Here is an 18,024-nt window from a genome sequence, read left to right as displayed (position 1 = left end):
CGCCGGGCGGGCAGTCCGCGGGCGCCTCGCCGTGCGCGCCGCCGCACCCGAGGCGCCCGCCGCCCCCACGGCGTTGCGGATCACCGCGGCGCGCGGCGGTGACCTGCGGTTCGCCTGGCGCCGGCCGGCCCGCGGCGCGGTGCGCCACTGCACCCTGCACCGCGTCCTGCCGGACGGCACCCGCTGCTTCCTCGGCGGCACCTGCCGGCACGCCTGGTGCGCCGGGGGCCTCGAACCCGAGCGGGGCGAGCGATCCGCACGGTTCGAACTGCGTGCAGTGGGGGAGCTGTACACCTCGTCGGAACCCGTCACCGTGACCCACACCTGGTAACCACCCGCACCCACCCACGGAGCATCCCGTATGCATGACGACCGCACCCTGGTCGAAGCCCGCCTCAAGCGTGTCCTCGACGAGCGCATCCGCCCCGCCGTGTACCCGGAGTCCGCACCGCTCGACGTGGCGGTCTGGCACGCTCCCGGAGAACCCGTCCCTGTCGCCGAGGGCCTCGCCGCCGAGCCGGAGCCCATCGCGGTGGGCGCCCGCTGGGGCGCTCCCTGGGGCACCAGCTGGTTCCGGGTCACCGGCACCGTCCCCCAGGAGTGGGCCGGGAAGACCGTCGAGGCCATCCTCGACCTCGGCTTCGACGAGAACATGCCCGGATTCCAGTGCGAGGGACTGGTCTACCGGCCCGACGGCACCCCGGTGAAGGGCCTCAACCCGCGCAACCAGTGGGTGCGCATCGGCTCACCCGCCGAGGGCGGCGAGGAGGTGCGCCTGCACATCGAGGCCGCCTCCAACCCCGTCATCCTCGACTACCACCCCTTCGTGCCGACGCCGCTCGGCGACAAGGACACCGCGGGCAGCGAACCGCAGTACACCCTCGCCCGGATGGATCTCGCCGTCCTGGACGAGACCGTGTGGCAGCTGGTGATCGACCTGGAGGTGCTCGGCGAGCTGATGGCCGAGCTGCCGGTGGACTCGCCGCGCCGCTGGGAGATCCTGCGGGCCGTGGACCGGGCCCTGGACCTGGTCGACCTCCAGGACGTCAACGCCACCGCGGAGCGCGCCCGTTCCTGCCTCACCGAGGTGCTCTCCGCGCCCGCCGTGCCCTCCGCGCACCGCATCAGCGCCGTCGGCCATGCGCACATCGACTCGGCGTGGCTGTGGCCGCTGCGCGAGACCGTGCGCAAGGTCGCCCGGACCACCGCCAACATGACCGCGCTGCTCGACGACGAGCCGGAGTTCGTCTTCGCCATGTCGCAGGCCCAGCAGTGGGCCTGGGTGAAGGAGCACCGGCCCGAGGTGTGGGCCCGGGTGAAGAAGGCGGTGGCCGACGGGCGGTTCGTGCCGGCCGGCGGGATGTGGGTGGAGTCGGACACCAACATGCCCGGATCCGAGGCGATGGCACGGCAGTTCGTGCACGGCAAGCGGTTCTTCCTCGACGAGTTCGGCATCGAGAACGACGAGGCGTGGCTGCCGGACACCTTCGGCTTCGCCGCCGGGCTCCCGCAGATCATCAAGGCGGCCGGGTCCAAGTACCTGCTCACCCAGAAGATCTCCTGGTCGCAGACGAACAAGTTCCCGCACCACACCTTCCAGTGGGAGGGCGTCGACGGCACCCGGATCTTCACCCACTTCCCGCCCGTCGACACCTACAACTGCTCCATGAAGGGCAGCGAGATCGCCCACGCCGCCCGCAACTTCAAGGACAAGGGCGCCGCCCGGCACTCCCTGGCACCCACCGGCTGGGGCGACGGAGGCGGCGGCACCACCCGGGAGATGGTCGCCAAGGCGGCCCGGCTGCGGAATCTCGAGGGCTCGGCGGCCGTCACCTGGGAGACCCCGTCCGAGTTCTTCGCCAAGGCGGCCGCCGAGTACCCCGAACCGCCCGTCTGGGTCGGCGAGCTGTACCTGGAACTGCACCGGGGCACCCTCACCAGCCAGGCCAAGACCAAGCAGGGCAACCGGCGCAGCGAGCACCTGCTGCGCGAGGCCGAGCTGTGGGCCGCCACCGCGGCCGTCCGCACCGGGTTCCGCTACCCGTACGAGGAGCTGGACCGCATCTGGAAGACGGTGCTGCTGCACCAGTTCCACGACATCCTGCCCGGCTCGTCCACCGCCTGGGTGCACCGCGAGGCCCGCGCCACCTACGAGCGGGTCGCCGCCGAGCTGAACGGCATCATCGACGCCGCCGAGCGCGCCCTGGCCGGCGAGGCCGACGTCCCGCTGGTCTTCAACGCCGCCCCGCACCCCCGCGCGGCCGTCCTGGCCGGCGGGGCCGCGGCGGCGGGCGAGGACCGGCCCGCCGAACCCGTGGCGCGCCCCGGCGGCGGGTACGTCCTGGACAACGGGCTGGTGCGCATCGAGATCGACGAGCGGGGCCTGGTCGTCTCCGCCCGGGACCTCGAGGCCGACCGCGAGACCATCGCACCGGGCGAGGCAGGCAACCTGCTGCAGCTGCACCCGGACTTCCCGAACATGTGGGACGCCTGGGACGTCGACAAGTTCTACCGCAACACCGTCACCGACCTCACCGACGCCGACGAGATCACCGCCACCGAAGACGGCGTCCGCATCGTGCGGTCCTTCGGCTCCTCCCGGGTCACCCAGCTGCTGTCGCTGGCGCCGGGGGAGCGGCGGCTGGAGGTGGACACGGAGGTCGACTGGCACGAGACGGAGAAGTTCCTCAAGCTCGCCTTCCCGCTCGACCTGCACGCCGAACGGTACGCCTCGGAGACGCAGTTCGGGCACTTCCACCGGCCCACCCACACCAACACCTCGTGGGAGGCCGCCAAGTTCGAGGCGTGCAACCACCGCTTCGTGCATCTGGAGGAGCCCGGCTGGGGCGTCGCCGTCGTCAACGACTCGACCTACGGCCACGACGTGACCCGCACCGTCCGCACCGAGGGCGACCGCGGCACGACCACCACGGTGCGGGTCTCCCTGCTGCGCGCCCCGCGCTTCCCCGACCCCGAGACCGACCAGGGAGTGCACCGCTTCCGGCACGCGCTGGTGGTGGGCGCCGGGATCGGCGACGCGGTGCGCGAGGGCTGGCGGATCAACCTGCCCGAGCGGCGGCTCACCGGCGCCGGTGAGGTCGCCCCGCTGCTGACGGTCGACCGGGAGTCGGTGGTGATCACCGCGGTGAAGCTGGCCGACGACGGCAGCGGCGACGTGGTCGTCCGCTTCCACGAGGCCCACGGCGGCCGGGCCCGCGCCACCCTCACCACGGGCTTCCCGGCCACCGGGGTGCAGGTCACCGATCTGCTGGAACGGCCGCTCGCGGACACCGAGCCGCCGGTGCTCGACGGCGACCGGATCTCGGTGCGGCTGCGGCCGTTCGAGCTGATGACCCTGCGGCTGAAGCGGGCCTGAACCGCGGCGGACGGGGGCGCCTCACCCGCCGTGTCCGCGGCGGGCGGGGCGCCTCTTCCGACGCGTCCCGGGCGGGCGCCGGGCGCCTCACCGCTGCGACCGAGGCGGGCGCGGGGCGCCTCACCGCCGAGGCGGGGCGCCTCACCGCTGCGCCCGGCGGGCGCCTCACCCGCTCCGTGCCGTCTCCGTCAGCCGCGTGGGCGGCAGGTACTCCCGCACGTACGTCCGGTCCCAGCAGGCGCCCGTCTCACGCAGCTCCCGCCAGGTGGTGTAGCGGTAGCGGAAGAGACGGGCGCGGACGTACCGGGGCGGATCGTCCGCGGGGAAGGGGGAGCGGCGCAGCAGCTTCAGCGTGTCCCGGTCGTTCTCCAGCAGGCGCTCCACGAACGCCCCGAACCAGGCCCCGGCGTAGGCGGGGGACAGCGCGGCGAACCACATCAGCCAGTCGAGCCGCAGATGGTACGGAGCGAACTGGCGTGGCCAGTGCCGGGGGTCGCCGGGCTTGCCCTTGAACTCGTACTCCCGCCACTCGGAGTCCTCCCGGGGCGGATGGTCCGCGGTGCCCTCCACCACCACCTCGAAGCGGACCCGGCTGACGCTGCCGAACGCGCCGTAGGTGTTGACCAGGTGCAACGGGTCGAAGGAGCGGTTCATCACCTGGCGCCGGGAGATCATGTTGACCACCGGGTGGTAGCTGAGCGCCACCAGCAGCGCCGCCACCGCGAGGACGACGACCACGAACCACAGCGGGGCGTCCGGCGTGTCCGGCGGGTCGGCCGGGAACCGGACCGCGGAGAGCGCCAGCGCGATGGTGAGCCAGTTCAGCCAGGCGAAGTTGCCGGAGAGCACCAGCCACAGCTGGGTGACGGTCATCACCGAGGCAGCCGCCGTGCTCACCGGGTGCGGGACGAACAGCAGCCACGGCACGACGAGTTGCGTCACATGGTTTGCGGCCACCTCGACCCGGTGCAGCGGCTTCGGCAGATGGTGGAAGAACCAGCTCAGCGGGCCCGGCATCGGCTGGGTCTCGTGGTGGTGGTCCAGGCAGGTCAGTTTCCGCCAGCACTCGTCGCCGCGCATCTTGATCAGTCCCGCGCCGAACTCGACCCGGAACAGGATCCACCACAGCAGGTACAGCACCACGACCGGCGGGGCCACCTCGTCGTTGCCGAGGAACACGGCGAGGAAGCCGACCTCCAGCAGCAGCGACTCCCAGCCGAACGAGTACCAGGTCTGCCCCACGTTGACGATCGACAGATACAGCGCCCACGGCACCAGCCACAGCAGCATCCCGCCCCACAGCGGCAGCAGCGAGTCCGCTCCCGCCAGCAGCGCCGCCGACACCGCGCAGCCCGACCAGGCGACCAGCGCGAAGAAGCGGTCCGAGTAGTGCCAGTGGAACAGACTCGGCGCCCTGCGGAACGGCACCAGCCGCAGATAGCGCGGGACCGGCAGCATGCCGCGCTCGCCGATCAGCGCGCGGAACTGCAGCGCCGCGGTGAGGAAGGCGACCAGGTAGATCGCGGCGAGCGCCCGCTGGAAGACCAGCCGGCTCAGCCAGTAGTCCGGTGCGGTGAACCACTCCACGGCAGCCGTGCTCCTTCCCGCCTGTCCGGAAACCCTCCTGTGACGCTCCGTGCACCTCCGGTATACCCCTATCACCGGAGAGCGCCGGAGTGGCCCCGCGTACCCGGCGCACCAGTCGAAGATTCGGGTGAATCCTGGCAAGGTGGGCCCATGGCTGATCGGGGAGCGAGCGCACTGTCACTCCCGGACGACTGGCCGGACCACCCGGATTCGATCCTCGCGCTCAACCAGATGGGCTGCTTCGACTGGCACCTGGACACCGGTCTGATGCAGCTGGACGCCCGCGCCCACGAGATCTTCGACGTGCTCCCCGACGAGTACGACGACCACCCCGAGAGCCTCGCCATGCGCGTCCCGCCCGGCGAGGCCGGCCGCCTGGACTCCGCCGTCTCCCAGGCGCTGAAGGACGGCAGCGAGAACTACGGCGCCTACTTCCGCGTCCGCCGCCGCGACGGCTCCCTGCGCTGGACCCACACCCAGGGCTACATCCGCCGGGACGAGACCGGGCTGCCCCGCCGCATCCTCGGCGTCATCCGCGACGCCACCGAGGAGCTACGGGACCACGAGGCCCACCGGCAGCAGGCCGCCCAGGAGGACGCCCGCCGCCGGCAGACCAACGTCGTCCAGCTCGCCACCGCCGCCCTGGCCCACGCCCGGACGGTGCAGGAGGTGATGGACGCCATCAAGGACACCCACGGCCTCACCCACCTGGGCGCCACGAGTCTGGTGCTGGGCCTGATCGAGGCCGGCCGGATCCGGCTGATCGCCGAGGGCCCCGAGGGCAGCTATGTGGAGGGCACCCGGATCACCCGCATCGACGAGCCGTACCCGATGAGCGAGTGCGTGCGCACCCTCAGCCCCTGCTACATCGAGTCGCCCGAGGAGTTCGCCGAGCGCTTCCCGGTGCTCTGGCCGCACATCACCGACCTGAACATCACCTCGGCGGCCTACCTGCCGCTCATCGTCCAGGCCCGCCCCATCGGCGCGATGGGCCTGCTCTACAGCGACCGCCACGGCTTCTCCCCGGAGGACCGCAACATCCTCGTCGCCCTGGGCAGCAGCATCGCCCAGAGCCTGCAGCGCGCCATGTTCTACGAGCAGGAGATGGACCTGGCGCAGGGGCTCCAGCAGGCGATGCTGCCCCGCACCATCCCCAGCGTGCGCGGCGCCGACGTCGCCGTCCGCTACCGCGCGGCCAGCATCGGCGGCACCTTCGGCCGGGACATCGGCGGCGACTGGTACGACCTCATCCCGCTGCCCGGCGGGCGGGTCGGCGCGGTCATCGGCGACGTCCAGGGCCACGACACCCACGCCGCCGCCGTCATGGGCCAGCTGCGCATCGTGCTGCGCGCCTACGCCGCCGAAGGTCATCCGCCGGCCACCGTGATGGCCCGCGCCTCGGGCTTCCTGCACGAGCTCGACACCGACCGCTCCGCCACCTGCCTGTATGCCGAGGCCGACCTGTCCACCGGGGTGCTGCAGATGGTGCGGGCCGGGCACATCGACCCGCTGGTGCGGCGCGGCGACGACGGCTCGTGCCGCCGCGTCTGCGTCCCCGGCGGGCTGCCGCTCGGCCTGTCCGCCGAGTTCGACCAGCTCGACTACCCGGTCGGCACCATGGAGCTCGACCCCGGCGACACACTGCTGCTGTGCACCGACGGCCTGGTCGAGCAGCCGGGCGCCGACCTCGACGACGGCATGGAGGCCCTCGCCGCGCTGGTCGGGACCGGCCCCGAGGACGTGCGGGAACTCGCCGACCTGCTGATCGAGGTGGCGGAGGAGCGCAGCGGCGACGACGACGTGGCGCTGCTGGTGCTGCGCCGCCGCATCCTGGACAGCCCCCGCGCGGGCGGGCGGCTCCAGCAGCATGTCGCCCCGGGCGACCCCGAGGCGCTGTCCGAGGCCCGGCGCATGATCCGCGCCGGGGTCACCACCTGGGGGGCGGAGGACGAGGCCGACGAGATCGAACTCGTCGCCGACGAGCTGATCACCAACGCCCTGATGCACACCGAGGGCGCGGCGGTGGTCACCCTCCGGGTTCTCACCGGGACCGAGCGGCGGCTGCGGGTGGAGGTCGAGGACTCCTCCAGCGCCCTGCCGCGCCGCCGCGAGGCAGGGGACTCGGGGGTGTCCGGGCGGGGACTGCTGCTGGTCGAGATGCTGTCCGATGTGTGGGGCGTGGAGGCGCGCGGCGGCGGCAAGTGCGTGTGGTGCGAGTTTCCCGTGGAGCACGACGACGACGATCCGGACTGACCGCCCCGCCCGCGCCGGTGGCACTCTGGACGTATGCCGGAACTCCCCGAGGTCGAGGCGCTCAAGGACTTCCTCACCGAGCAGCTGGTCGGCCACGAGATAGTACGGGTGCTGCCCGTGGCGATCAGCGTCCTGAAGACCTACGACCCGCCGCTCACCGCCCTGGAGGGCCGCGAGGTCACCGGCGTGCAGCGCCACGGCAAGTTCCTGGCGCTGGCCACCGACGGCGGCCCCTGGTTCGTCACGCATCTGGCCCGCGCCGGCTGGCTGCAGTGGAAGGACCGGCTGCCCAGCGGCCCGCCCCGCTCCGGCAAGGGGCCGCTCGCGCTGCGCGTCGCCCTGGAGACCGGCGCCGGCTTCGACCTGACGGAGGCCGGGACCCAGAAGCGGCTCGCGGTGTACGTGGTGACGGACCCGCAGCACGTGCCCGGGGTGGCCCGGCTCGGCCCGGACCCGCTGGCCGACGACTTCGACGAGAGCCGCCTGGCCGGACTGCTGGCGGGCGAGCGCCGGCAGCTCAAGGGCGCGCTGCGGGACCAGAGCCTGATCGCGGGCATCGGCAACGCCTACAGCGACGAGATCCTGCACGCCGCCCGGATGTCCCCGTTCAAACTCGCCGCTTCCCTCACGCCGGAGGAGACGGCACGGCTCTACCAGGCGCTGCGCACCACGCTGACCGAGGCGGTGGAACGCTCCCGGGGGGTGGCCGCGGGGCGGCTCAAGGCGGAGAAGAAGAGCGGCCTGAGAGTGCACGGCCGCACCGGAGAGGCCTGCCCGGTCTGCGGGGACACCATCCGGGAGGTCTCCTTCAGCGACTCGTCGCTGCAGTACTGCCCGGCCTGCCAGACGGGCGGCAAGCCGCTGGCCGACCGCCGACTGTCCCGGCTGCTGAAGTGACTCCGCTGCCCCTGGGCCGCCGGGCCGGGGCCCGGCCCGGCCGTCACGAGGGTTCGCCGGGGCCCGCGCGTCAGGAGGGCTCGAGGGTGACCAGATGCTCGCCGTCCGCCGTGCGGACCTCGTAGTGGGAGATCTCGTCGGGGTGCAGCGCCGTGCCGGCCAGCATGGTGTTGGGGCGGGCGTCGTGGCGGCGGACGCTCCAGCTGGTCACGGTGTGCTCGGAGCCGTCCCGGCCGACCACCACCAGATGGCAGTCGCGCGGGCCCGCGCCGTCCTTGACCTTCAGCTCCATGTGGCTGCCCCAGTCCTTGTCCTCCGTCGTGATCTGCGCCCACACCCCGGACCGCTCGTCGGTCGCCGCGATGCTCGCCGGCTCGTCCTCGCCGCCCGCGACGATCGCCACGGCCGGTGCGGACACCGCGAACACCACCGATGCCGCCAGCGCGAACAGCAGTTTGCGGCGGCTTGCCCGGCGCCGGACGGTCACCTCCGACAGCAGCCGGTCCAGCATCGCCGGACCCGGCTTGGCCAGCGGGTGCACCAGACGAGGAGTGGAGCGCCGGTAGAGCATCAGCTGCCGTGTGGTGGGACCGAATTCGGTCACCTCGGCAGCGCAGCTGGGGCACTCCATGAGGTGGTCCTCGAAGCGGAACGCCTCCGCTTCGTCCAGCACGCCGAGCGCGTAGGCGCCGACGTCGCGATGCCTCTCCAGGGACCTCATGCCGAATCCTCGTGCCGTTGGGTGCGGGTGGGGTTACTCCTTGCTCCCACCGGTACGCACCAGGCAGCCGAATCACTCAAGCCACGCACCGAATCGTGACCTAAGGATTCGGAGCCGCCCGCCCCGCGGATTGGTCGGATTCCCGGAAACCTTTGGATTTCCGGGGTCCATGGAGTGTTCTCGGCCAACAAGAGCCCTGGCTTGTTCGCGGCGAGGAGAACAGCCGTGGCCCGTTCGCGGCCGAGCGGCGAGCGCAGGCTCGATCGCGGCCTGGCGGAGAGCCCCGGCTGGTCGCTGGTTCGCGGCCTGGCGGAGAGCCCCGGCTCGTTCGGCCTGGAAGAGATCTCGCTCGGCCTAGAAGAGATGGATGGCGAGGTGACTGAGCGGGAGGCCCAGCTGCCAGGCGGGGGTCCACACCTTGGGCCCCTCGTCCTCGTCGGCCACCGCGCCACCGCCCGGCACCGCGTTGAGGTCGGGCGCCAGCAGCTCGGTCTCCTGGAGCCAGCGCCATGCCGCCCGGGCCAGCTCCAGGTCGGGATCCGTCCGGCCGGACGGATCCGCGTCGGCGGTCAGATCCGCCAGGCGGTCCTCCACCCACTCCTGCCACGGCTGGTCGTACGCGGTCAGCGACAGCCAGGTCTCCAGCTGGGTGACCACGCGGATGCCCGACAGCTCGCCGTCGGTGTCGGACAGGAAGACGGTCAGCGCCAACGCGTCCCGGCCGGCCCGGAACTCGAAGGACGTCGGCGGCATGAGATCGCCGCTGCGCAGCAGTTCGTCGGCGATGTACTCGGCGTACAACCACGCCATGGGGACGATCAGTTCGCCTCCGCCTGAGCCGTCCGTGCCCTCTCGACCTCTGTGCAGCATCCCTTCCTGCCTTCCTCCGGTGCGTGCGCGTTGCCCGAACCCGGGCCCCCGGTCCGGAACACGGATGAGGACAGCCGATTACTCAACCCGGGTAGTCGGCAAGGCGCTTTACGGAGGTTTGACTCGACCGGCGGTTTCACCGCAGGTCGGCGGCGTATCCCGGAAGCACCCTGCGCAAGGCGCGCAGCGCGTAGTACGCGCGGGACTTCACGGTACCGGGCGGGATGCCGAGGGTTTTCGCCGCTTCCGCCACGCTCGCACCTTGGAAATACACCAGCACCAGGACTTCACGGTGTTCAGGGGTGAGGGTCTTCACAGCCTCGCGGACATCGAGCGTCGCGGCGGCCCGTTCCGCGTGATCGGAGATCACCCGTGCGTTCTCCAGCACCGCGTCGCCCACCTCGGCGGGCCGGGCCTGCCGGGCGCGCCGCGCGTCGATGGCGAGCCGCCGCGCCACGGTCAGCAGCCACGGCCGTACGGAGTCGAAGGCGTCGGCGCGCAGTGCCTCGGGATGCTGCCAGGCACGCAGCAGCGTCTCCTGTACCAGATCCTCCGCCCGCTGCCGGTCTCCGTCGCAGAGCCGGAGCAGCAGCGCGAAGAGAGGCCGGCCGTGCTCGCGCTGCAGCGCGGCGAGCTCGTGCTCGGCGGTCGTCTCGTTCGTGAGTGTGATTCCGGCCGTCATGGCCGTATGCCAGCGCACGGCGCCCGGGGGACGACAGGGCGCGCGCACGGATGTGCGGCGGGCGGTCGATCGCGTCGGCGAACGGTTCGACGAACGGTCGAGACGGCCGTTCGCGCACGCCGGACGGCCTAAAACGCGTGTCGGAGCCAGGGAGGACCCCGAACGACTTCTTACCTGTTTATCCGTAAATGTGACTACAGCGGGGTGAGATGATGATCGCACGAAGTCGACAGGTCGCCCTGGCCCTGACCGTCGTCCTCGCGGCGGGCGCCGCCTGCCAGGCGAAGGACCACCGCCCGCCCGCCGGCGGACAGCACGCGCCGTCCGCCGCGCGCGGCTTCACCCTGGTGGGCTCTGGAGACATCCTGCCGCACACCTCGGTCATCGACCGGGCCCGCTTCGACGCGGGCGGCACCGGCCACGACTTCCGGCCGATGCTCTCCGGCATCCGTTCCGTCGTCGCCCCCGCCGATCTGGCGCTGTGTCACATGGAGACGGTCTACGGCGCCGACGGCGTGTACACCGGTCACCCCGTGTTCCACTCGCCGCCCGAGATCGCCGCCGGCCTCGCCGCCACGGGCTACGACGGCTGCTCCACCGCCTCCGAGCACAGCCTGGACGCGGGTTCCGAGGGCATCCGGCGCACCCTCGACGCCCTCGACCGGGCGGGGGTGCGGCACTCCGGCTCCGCCCGTACCGAGCAGGAGGCCCGCACCGTGACCGTGCTGCGCGCGGGCCAGGCCCAGGTCGCCCACCTCGCCTATACCTACGGCACCGCCGTCTCGCCGTATCCGCCCGACCAGTCCTGGTCCGTCCACCTCATCGACGAGGCGCGGATCATCGCCGACGCGCGGGCCGCCCGGACCGCGGGCGCCGATGTGGTGGTGGTCTCGCTGCACTGGGGCACCGAGTGGCAGGAGAACCCCGACGAGCAGCAGGTCGCCCTGGCCCGCTCACTGACCGCCTCCCGCTCCGGCGGCCGGCCCGACATCGACCTGATCCTGGGCACCCACGCCCATGTCCCGCAGGCCTACGAGAAGGTCAACGGCACCTGGGTGGTCTACGGGATGGGCGACCAGATCGCCGGCGAGATGTTCGACCAGCGGGGCGCCCGGGACCCGCGCGCCAACCAGTCCACGGTCGCCCGTTTCACCTTCACCCCGCCCGAGCGGCCCGGCGGGCGCTGGGAGGTGACCCGCGCGGAGTTCGTCCCGCAGCTGTTCGACCTCGACGCCGGCCGGGTGGTCAACCTCAACCGGGCGATCGCCCAGGGCGCCGAGGTGCATGCCGTGCGCGACCGCATCAGCGCGGTGGTGATGAGCCGGGGCGCGGCCCAGGACGGACTCGTGATGGGGGAGTAGCGGGCCGGTCGCGGGGGAGTTCTGGGGAACCCACGGTCGAAGGCGGCCCCGCCCGGAAGCGCTCAGCCGACGTCCACGTGGTCCAGGGCGGACAGCATGGCGCCGAGCACCCGCAGGCACGCCGTCACCTCGGCGTCCGTCAGATCCCCGCCCACCTCGCGGAGCATCCGGTGCTCCCGGTCGAGGACGGCGGTGATCAGCGACGAGCCCCGGGGGGTGAGCCGGATCAGCGAGGACCGGCGGTGCGCGGGGTTGGGCACGCTCTCCACCAGCCCGCGCTCCGCCGCGTCGTTCACCATGCGCTGCACGAACTGACGGCTGATCGACTGGGCGCGGCCCATCTCCGGCACCGTCATCGGCCCGCCGCGGTGCAGCAGCGTCAGCACCGCCCGCACGCCGACGGAGAGGCCCTCGGGGGCCAGGTTCTGCTCCACCAGGCGCTGGACGCGCCGGTAGAGGGGGCCGACCACGTCGTACACCTCGGTGAGGCGGTGGGCGAGTTCGTCCGGCGGGAGCGGGACATCGGACGGTGGCCGGGCGCCGTGGTGCGGCAGCGGGGCATCGGTGTCGTTCACCCCATCATGATGACACCTGGGTTGTCATGCGCGACAGAAAATGACACCTTGGTTGTCATGACTGATGCTCCGGCTCTGCGCTACTTCGCTTCCGGCGACGGCGACCTCGCCTACCTCGAGGCCGGTTCGGGGGACCCGGTCGTCCTGCTGCACGGAGGGTTCCTGGACCACCGCATGTGGGACGCCCAGGTGGCCGCCCTCGCCGGAACCCACCGGGTGATCGCGCCCGACGCCCGCGGCCACGGCGCCTCCGCCAACGCCACCCGCCCCTACCGCCAGACCGACGACGTCGCCGCGCTGCTGGCCCACCTCGGCATCGACTCGGCGGTGCTGATCGGCCTGTCCATGGGCGCGGGCACGGCGGTGGACACCGCACTGGAACACCCCGGCCTGGTCCGCGCGCTGGTCGTCACGGGCGCCGGCACCAGCGAGCCCGACTTCCAGGACCCCTGGACCACCTCGCTCATGGCCGAGTGGGCCAAGGCCCTGGCCGCCGGGAACGTGGAGGCCTGGGTGGAGGCGTTCCTGCGCTTCCTCCCCGGACCGCACCGCACCGCCGACGAGGTGCCGCCCGAGATCCTGCACAGGCACCGGGAGATGGCACTGGACACCATCCGCAAGCACACCGCGGGCGAGCCGGACCACCGCGTGCCCGTCACCGAGACCTGGGAGCGCGCCCGCGGGATCGGCGTCCCGGTGCTCGCCGTGCGCGGCGCCCTGGATTCCGACGACCACCTGCGCATGACCGAGCGGCTCGCCCGGACCGTCCCCGACGGCCGCCTGGCCACCGTCGAGGGGACCGCGCACTACCCCAACGAGGAACGGCCCGACGTCTACAACGCGCTCGTCACCGACTTCCTCGGCTCGCTCTAGTGGAGACCCGCCGGTCCCGCCTACGGGGGCGGGGCCGGCGCTACCGCCCGCTCTCCTGCTCCGCCGGCCCCGCACGGCGCGCCAGCTCCGAGCGCCGGTACGAGTAGCCGAAGTAGATCACCAGGCCGACGGCGAACCACACTGCGAAGCGCACCCAGGTCTGCCACTGCAGGAACGTGATCAGCCAGATGGAGAACACCACACCGAGCGCCGGCACCACCGGCATCCACGGCGTGCGGAAGCTGCGCGGCAGGTCCGGCTGCCGGTAGCGCAGCACGATCACCGCGGTGCACACCACCACGAACGCCAGCAGGATGCCGATGTTGGTCAGCTCGGCCGCCTCGCCGATCGGCAGGAAACCGGCGATCGCGGCCGAGGCCACGCCCACGATCCAGGTGACGCGGGTCGGGACATGCCGGGTCGGGTGGGTCTTGGCGAACCAGTGCGGCAGCAGCCCGTCGCGGGACATCGCGAACCAGACCCGGGTCACACCCAGCATGAAGGTGAACATCACGGTGAGGATGCCGATGATGGCGCCCACCGCGATCAGGTCCGCGAGCCCGGTCAGACCCACCGACTTGAACGCCGTGGAGAAGCCGCTCTCCGGATCGATCTCGGTGTAGTTCTGCATGCCCGTCAGCACCAGACAGGCGGCCACGTACAGCACCATCGAGATGATCAGCGAGTAGATGATCGCCTTCGGCATGTGCTTCTGGGCGTCCTTGGACTCCTCCGCCGCCGTCGACATCGCGTCGTAGCCGAACACCGCGAAGAACACCGTCGCCGCACCCGTGAACGCGCCGCCCACCCCGTACGGGAAGAACGGGTTGTAGTTCGAGGTGTCGATGTGGAAGACGCCGACCGCGATCACCAGCAGCACGACCAGCACCTTCAGCACCACGACCACCGTCTCGAACCGGGCCGCGTTCTTGATGCCCATGTTCAGCAGGAAGGCGATCAGCAGGCACAGCAGCGCCGCGAACAGATCGATCTTGTGGCCATCGCCGGTGCCGGGGGCGCCCAGCATCCAGTTGGGCAGGTCGGCGCCCATCTCGTTCACCAGGAAGCTGAAGTAGCCGGAGATGCCGATGCCGACCACCGCCACGATCGCCGTGTACTCCAGCAGCAGGTCCCAGCCGATGAACCAGCCCGCCAGCTCGCCCAGCACCGCGTACCCGTACGTGTAGGCCGAGCCCGCCTTGGGGATCAGCCCCGCGAACTCCGCGTAGGACAGCGCGGCGGCGGCGCTGGCCACACCGGCGATGAGGAAGGAGACCAGCACCGCAGGTCCGGCCGTGCCGTTGGCGACCGTACCGGCGAGCGTGAAGATGCCGGCGCCGATGATGCCGCCCACGCCGATCGCGGTCAGCTGACCCAGGCCGAGGGTGCGGTCCAGCCGTGTGCCCTCGCCGACTTCCGTCTCCTCGATGTGCTCGATGGGTTTGCGGCGGAGAACGCCCTCACCCATCCGGAGCCCGGCCATGCGCCTCACCTCTTCGCGACAGGCAAACGGCTGACGGCGGATCATGATGCCCCCGGCCGGGCCGAGAGGGAAGACACCACGCACACCTTTGAGCGACACGGGACGCACGCGCCACGTCAGCAACGGACGCCCGACGGGCCCTGCGGCACCCCGGACCAGCGACAGCTCCTGCGGCACCCCGGCCGACCGGCAGGTCCTACGGCACCACGGTCACCGGCCAGCGCCCCGCCTTCACCAGCCGCACCGCCACCGAGCCGATGAAGCGGTGGCCGGCCTGCTCGGAGGCACCGACCACCACCGCGTCCGCCTTGAGGTCGTCCGCCGCCTTCGCCAGGCCGTTGAAGGGGTCGCCCCGGAACGTGTGGAACTCCCAGCGGACCTCGAAGATGCCCCGCATCCGCTCGGTCGCCTCCCGGATCTGCGCCATCAGATCCTCGGCGATCTCATCGGTGACCGCCGCCACCGGCGCCCCCAGCGCCGCGCCCGCCGCCATCACCGGCTGCACGTACACCAGGGCCAGCAGCGCGCCCTGCCGACGGGCCAGACCGGCGGCGTAGGCCGCGGCCCGCATGGAGGACTCGGAGCCGTCCACTCCGACGACGATCACCTTGGGCCCGTCGGTGCCGCGTTCGAACTGCCCGGAGTGTGGTTCCTTCACGCCGCGAGGCTATCGAACACGTTCCGCGACCTCCCAGCCCCCGTCCGCGCACCCGCAGCCCGCCCCTCCGCGCACCCGCCGCACGCCGCCCGCAGCCCTCGCCTGGCGCCGCCCGCAGCCCTCGCCTGGCGCCGCCCGCGGCCCTCGCCTCGCGGCGCCCGCGGCCCCGCTCCCGCTCGGCGCGCGCGTCCGCGCTGATGCGCCGGCGTTGACGGAACGCTGAGCCGACCGGGTGGTTTCGTGCCGCCACACCGGTGTCGCTGAAGTGCGTCGGCCTTCCGCTGGGCGACTGATGTCTCATGCAGAAGTGTCACTTCCTCACGCGGCGCCGGGCGCTGCTGGCCGGCGCCGCCTCCATGGGGGCCGCCGGGCTGGCAGGAGCGCTCGCCACCGGCACCGGCAGGAGGACGGCCGCACCGGCGGCGCCCGCGGCCGGCGCCCAGGCCGCCCGCAGCCCGCTCAGGCCGTCCGCGTACCGCCTCCAGCCGCTCACCGGCTACGGCCCGCCCCGTGCCGTGCCCGGCCGGACCCCCGTGCGCAGCGCACCGCTGCTGCGCATGACCGGACGCGGCAACACCATGGTCCTGACCTTCGACGACGGCCCCGACCCCCGCTACACCCCCGACATCCTCGACACCCTGGCCGCGTACGACGTGCGCGCGATGTTCTTCGTGTGCGGGGAGACGGCCGCCGAGAACCGGGACCTGCTGGCCCGGATGGCCGACGAGGGCCATGTCGTCGGCAACCACACCTGGTCCCACCCGCTGCTGACCAGCCTGCGCCGCAGCCGCATCCGCGCCGAGATGGAACGCACCTGCGAGGTCATCGAGAAGGCCTACGGCGAGCCCCCGCAGTGGTTCCGGGCCCCCTACGGCGCCTGGAACCGCGCCACCTTCCAGCTCGGCGCGGATCTGGGCATGGAACCCCTCGCCTGGACCGTCGACACCCTCGACTGGACCACCCCCGGCACCCGCACCATCGTCGAACGGGTGGAGAACGGCGCCGCCCCCGGCGTCGTGGTGCTCTCCCACGACGCCGGGGGCGAACGTTCCCAGAGTGTCCGGGCCCTGCGCGACTACCTGCCCCAGCTGCTCGACTCCGGCTACCACATCGGAGTGCCCCGCCGGCCGTACGTCTGACCCCGCCGGACCCCCTCCCGCCCGCCCGGTACGAGGCCCTCAGCGGACCTCGACCAGGCGGGCGAAGGCGACCACATTGCCGTCGTAGCCCTCCAGTGGGGAGAACCCGCCGCCACAGGTGATCACCCGCAGCTCCGGGGCGCCTTTGGAGGCGTACACACGCTCACCGGGGAAGCTGTTCTTGGCGAACACCTCGACGCCGTAGATCTCGAACACCGCCGTCTTGCCGTCCCGCCGCAGGATCTCCACGCGCTGGCCCTTGTTCAGCGCGCCGAGCCCGTAGAACACGGCCGGGCCCTGCTGGTTGTCGACATGGCCGACGACGACCGCCGTGCCCTTCTCGCCCGGAGTGACCGCGCCGCTGAACCACCCGGCCAGATTCGGGTCCTCCGGCGGCGGCGCGTCCACCCAGCCCTCGGCGTCCAGACCCACCGGGATCATCGGCGCGTCCACATTGATCGCCGGGATCAGCACCCGGTCCGGCACCGCGAACGGCAGCGGAGCGACCGTCCCAACCGTGATCGCGGCGCCGGAGCGGGTGTCGGCGGCCGCCGCGCTGGCGGGCTGCGGCGGACCCTCGTCGAACTCCCCTGAGCCGTTGCGGATGAGCGCGAGCCCGGTGAGCAGCACCAGCGCTATCGCGCCCCACGGCGCGCGCTTCCTCGGGCGCTGCGCCTCTTCCGGTTCGCCCGCCTCGAAAGCAGACATTCGCCTTCCCCTCTCGACACGGCCGTCGCCGCGTCACTCGCGCATGGCCAAACGCTAAGTGCCGTGCGCACAACCGGCGACGGGGCAGCGGCGAACGGGTGGCCGGGGCGTGCGGCCATGCGCCATCCGAGGCGGTGCCGGCCGAAGATCTTCTGACGGTCCGTGACCTGCGGCGATAACCGGTCAAGCGGTCCGGGCACGGGGCACGGCCTCACCGGGACGGACCATCGCCGACATGCGGGCCGGGGCACCGCACCCGACTGTCGTTGCGGGAGGCGCTTTCTCGCCGATCGACCGGGGACGGGACCCGGGGCGCCTTCCGCGGAGGAACACATGCGCAATCCACGTGCCCTCGCGGCCACCGGTGCCGCCGTCGCCGTCCTCGGACTCGCCGCCCCGGCCGCACACGCCGACGGCGGCCAGGTCCCCGGACCGCACAACATCGTCGTGATGCCCAGCGTGATCGCCGCGGGCGGCCAGCTGACCATCACGGCCGACGGCTGCCCCCACGGCGGCCACGCCACGTCCGAGGCCTTCCACCGGACCGAGCTGACCCCGATCGGCGGACGCAGCAGCACCGCCAGGGGTACCGCCACCGTCAACCCCGATGCCCGGCCCGGCCGTTACGACGTCCACGTCCAGTGCTCCAACCGCAGCCTGACCCGGCCCGCGGCCTTCACCGTCATCGGCGGTGTCCGCGGCGGCATCGGCGGCTCCAGCACCACCGGAGCGACCCCGACCGACATCGCCATCGGCGGTGCCCTGGTGGCCGCCGCGCTGGCCGGCGGCGGCTTCTTCTGGATGCGCCGCCGGGCCGAGAAGCGGATCTGAGGCGCCGTCG

The 18,024-nt window shown here is 72.4% G+C and carries 15 protein-coding genes and 1 pseudogene; 8 read left to right on the top strand and 8 right to left on the bottom strand.

Annotated features, from left to right (window positions below; translation table 11 throughout):
* A pseudogene (locus tag ABD198_RS15120) lies at window positions 1-331 on the top strand (endo-beta-N-acetylglucosaminidase); the annotation flags it as partial.
* Window positions 332-361: 30 nt separating this feature from the next.
* Window positions 362-3,376, top strand: a complete 3,015-nt coding sequence (locus ABD198_RS15115) for an alpha-mannosidase (protein ID WP_344001356.1) — start codon at window positions 362-364, stop codon at window positions 3,374-3,376.
* 165 nt (window positions 3,377-3,541) lie between these two features.
* Here ABD198_RS15115 and ABD198_RS15110 read toward each other — a convergent pair whose 3' ends face one another.
* Window positions 3,542-4,963: a lipase maturation factor family protein gene (locus ABD198_RS15110; protein WP_344001354.1), complete on the bottom strand. Its 1,422-nt coding sequence runs from the start codon at window positions 4,961-4,963 to the stop codon at window positions 3,542-3,544.
* Window positions 4,964-5,113: 150 nt separating this feature from the next.
* On the opposite strand from ABD198_RS15110, the gene ABD198_RS15105 reads away from it, so the two are divergent.
* Entirely contained in the window at window positions 5,114-7,216 is a 2,103-nt protein-coding gene (locus ABD198_RS15105; protein ID WP_344001352.1) for a SpoIIE family protein phosphatase, read from the top strand.
* Window positions 7,217-7,249: 33 nt separating this feature from the next.
* On the top strand, window positions 7,250-8,113 hold the full coding sequence (locus ABD198_RS15100; protein WP_344001350.1) for an Fpg/Nei family DNA glycosylase: 864 nt from the start codon (window positions 7,250-7,252) through the stop codon (window positions 8,111-8,113).
* A gap of 70 nt (window positions 8,114-8,183) precedes the next feature.
* Here ABD198_RS15100 and ABD198_RS15095 read toward each other — a convergent pair whose 3' ends face one another.
* From ABD198_RS15095 to ABD198_RS15085, 3 genes are all read right to left on the bottom strand, one after another.
* The gene (locus tag ABD198_RS15095; RefSeq protein WP_344001348.1) at window positions 8,184-8,834 is read right to left on the bottom strand and encodes a zf-HC2 domain-containing protein; all 651 of its coding nucleotides are present in this window, start codon (window positions 8,832-8,834) and stop codon (window positions 8,184-8,186) included.
* A 354-nt stretch (window positions 8,835-9,188) separates the two neighbouring features.
* Window positions 9,189-9,704, bottom strand: coding sequence for a hypothetical protein (locus ABD198_RS15090; RefSeq protein ID WP_344001346.1), 516 nt, complete (start codon window positions 9,702-9,704; stop codon window positions 9,189-9,191).
* Window positions 9,705-9,840: 136 nt separating this feature from the next.
* A complete protein-coding gene (locus ABD198_RS15085; RefSeq protein WP_344001344.1) occupies window positions 9,841-10,386 on the bottom strand; it encodes a sigma-70 family RNA polymerase sigma factor in 546 nt (181 codons plus the stop codon).
* 212 nt (window positions 10,387-10,598) lie between these two features.
* Here ABD198_RS15085 and ABD198_RS15080 point away from each other — a divergent pair, with 212 nt between their 5' ends.
* Window positions 10,599-11,747: a CapA family protein gene (locus ABD198_RS15080; RefSeq protein WP_344001342.1), complete on the top strand. Its 1,149-nt coding sequence runs from the start codon at window positions 10,599-10,601 to the stop codon at window positions 11,745-11,747.
* Between the two features lie 62 nt (window positions 11,748-11,809).
* On the opposite strand, the gene ABD198_RS15075 is transcribed toward ABD198_RS15080, so the two are convergent.
* Complete coding sequence (locus tag ABD198_RS15075) at window positions 11,810-12,322, bottom strand: MarR family winged helix-turn-helix transcriptional regulator (RefSeq protein WP_344001340.1); 513 nt, start codon at window positions 12,320-12,322, stop codon at window positions 11,810-11,812.
* A gap of 57 nt (window positions 12,323-12,379) precedes the next feature.
* On the opposite strand from ABD198_RS15075, the gene ABD198_RS15070 reads away from it, so the two are divergent.
* Window positions 12,380-13,195 (top strand): alpha/beta fold hydrolase, encoded by an 816-nt coding sequence (locus tag ABD198_RS15070; protein WP_344001338.1) that lies wholly within the window; start codon window positions 12,380-12,382, stop codon window positions 13,193-13,195.
* A gap of 40 nt (window positions 13,196-13,235) precedes the next feature.
* Here the strand turns inward: ABD198_RS15070 and ABD198_RS15065 are convergent, their stop codons facing one another.
* The gene (locus ABD198_RS15065) at window positions 13,236-14,678 is read right to left on the bottom strand and encodes an amino acid permease (protein WP_344001336.1); all 1,443 of its coding nucleotides are present in this window, start codon (window positions 14,676-14,678) and stop codon (window positions 13,236-13,238) included.
* A gap of 196 nt (window positions 14,679-14,874) precedes the next feature.
* A complete protein-coding gene (locus ABD198_RS15060; RefSeq protein WP_344001334.1) occupies window positions 14,875-15,336 on the bottom strand; it encodes a universal stress protein in 462 nt (153 codons plus the stop codon).
* Between the two features lie 299 nt (window positions 15,337-15,635).
* Between ABD198_RS15060 and ABD198_RS15055 the strand changes: the two genes are divergently transcribed.
* Entirely contained in the window at window positions 15,636-16,475 is an 840-nt protein-coding gene (locus ABD198_RS15055) for a polysaccharide deacetylase family protein (RefSeq protein WP_344001332.1), read from the top strand.
* A gap of 39 nt (window positions 16,476-16,514) precedes the next feature.
* Here ABD198_RS15055 and ABD198_RS15050 read toward each other — a convergent pair whose 3' ends face one another.
* Window positions 16,515-17,183, bottom strand: a complete 669-nt coding sequence (locus tag ABD198_RS15050; RefSeq protein ID WP_344001330.1) for a class F sortase — start codon at window positions 17,181-17,183, stop codon at window positions 16,515-16,517.
* 333 nt (window positions 17,184-17,516) lie between these two features.
* Between ABD198_RS15050 and ABD198_RS15045 the strand changes: the two genes are divergently transcribed.
* Entirely contained in the window at window positions 17,517-18,014 is a 498-nt protein-coding gene (locus ABD198_RS15045; protein WP_344001328.1) for a hypothetical protein, read from the top strand.
* The last annotated feature ends 10 nt before the right edge of the window (window positions 18,015-18,024 follow it).

Source organism: Streptomyces thermocarboxydovorans, assembly GCF_039524635.1.
GTDB classification, from domain to species: domain Bacteria; phylum Actinomycetota; class Actinomycetes; order Streptomycetales; family Streptomycetaceae; genus Streptomyces; species Streptomyces thermocarboxydovorans.
The sequence above is the reverse complement of the archived record's forward strand: the minus strand, read 5'-3'. Positions and strand labels throughout refer to the sequence as shown.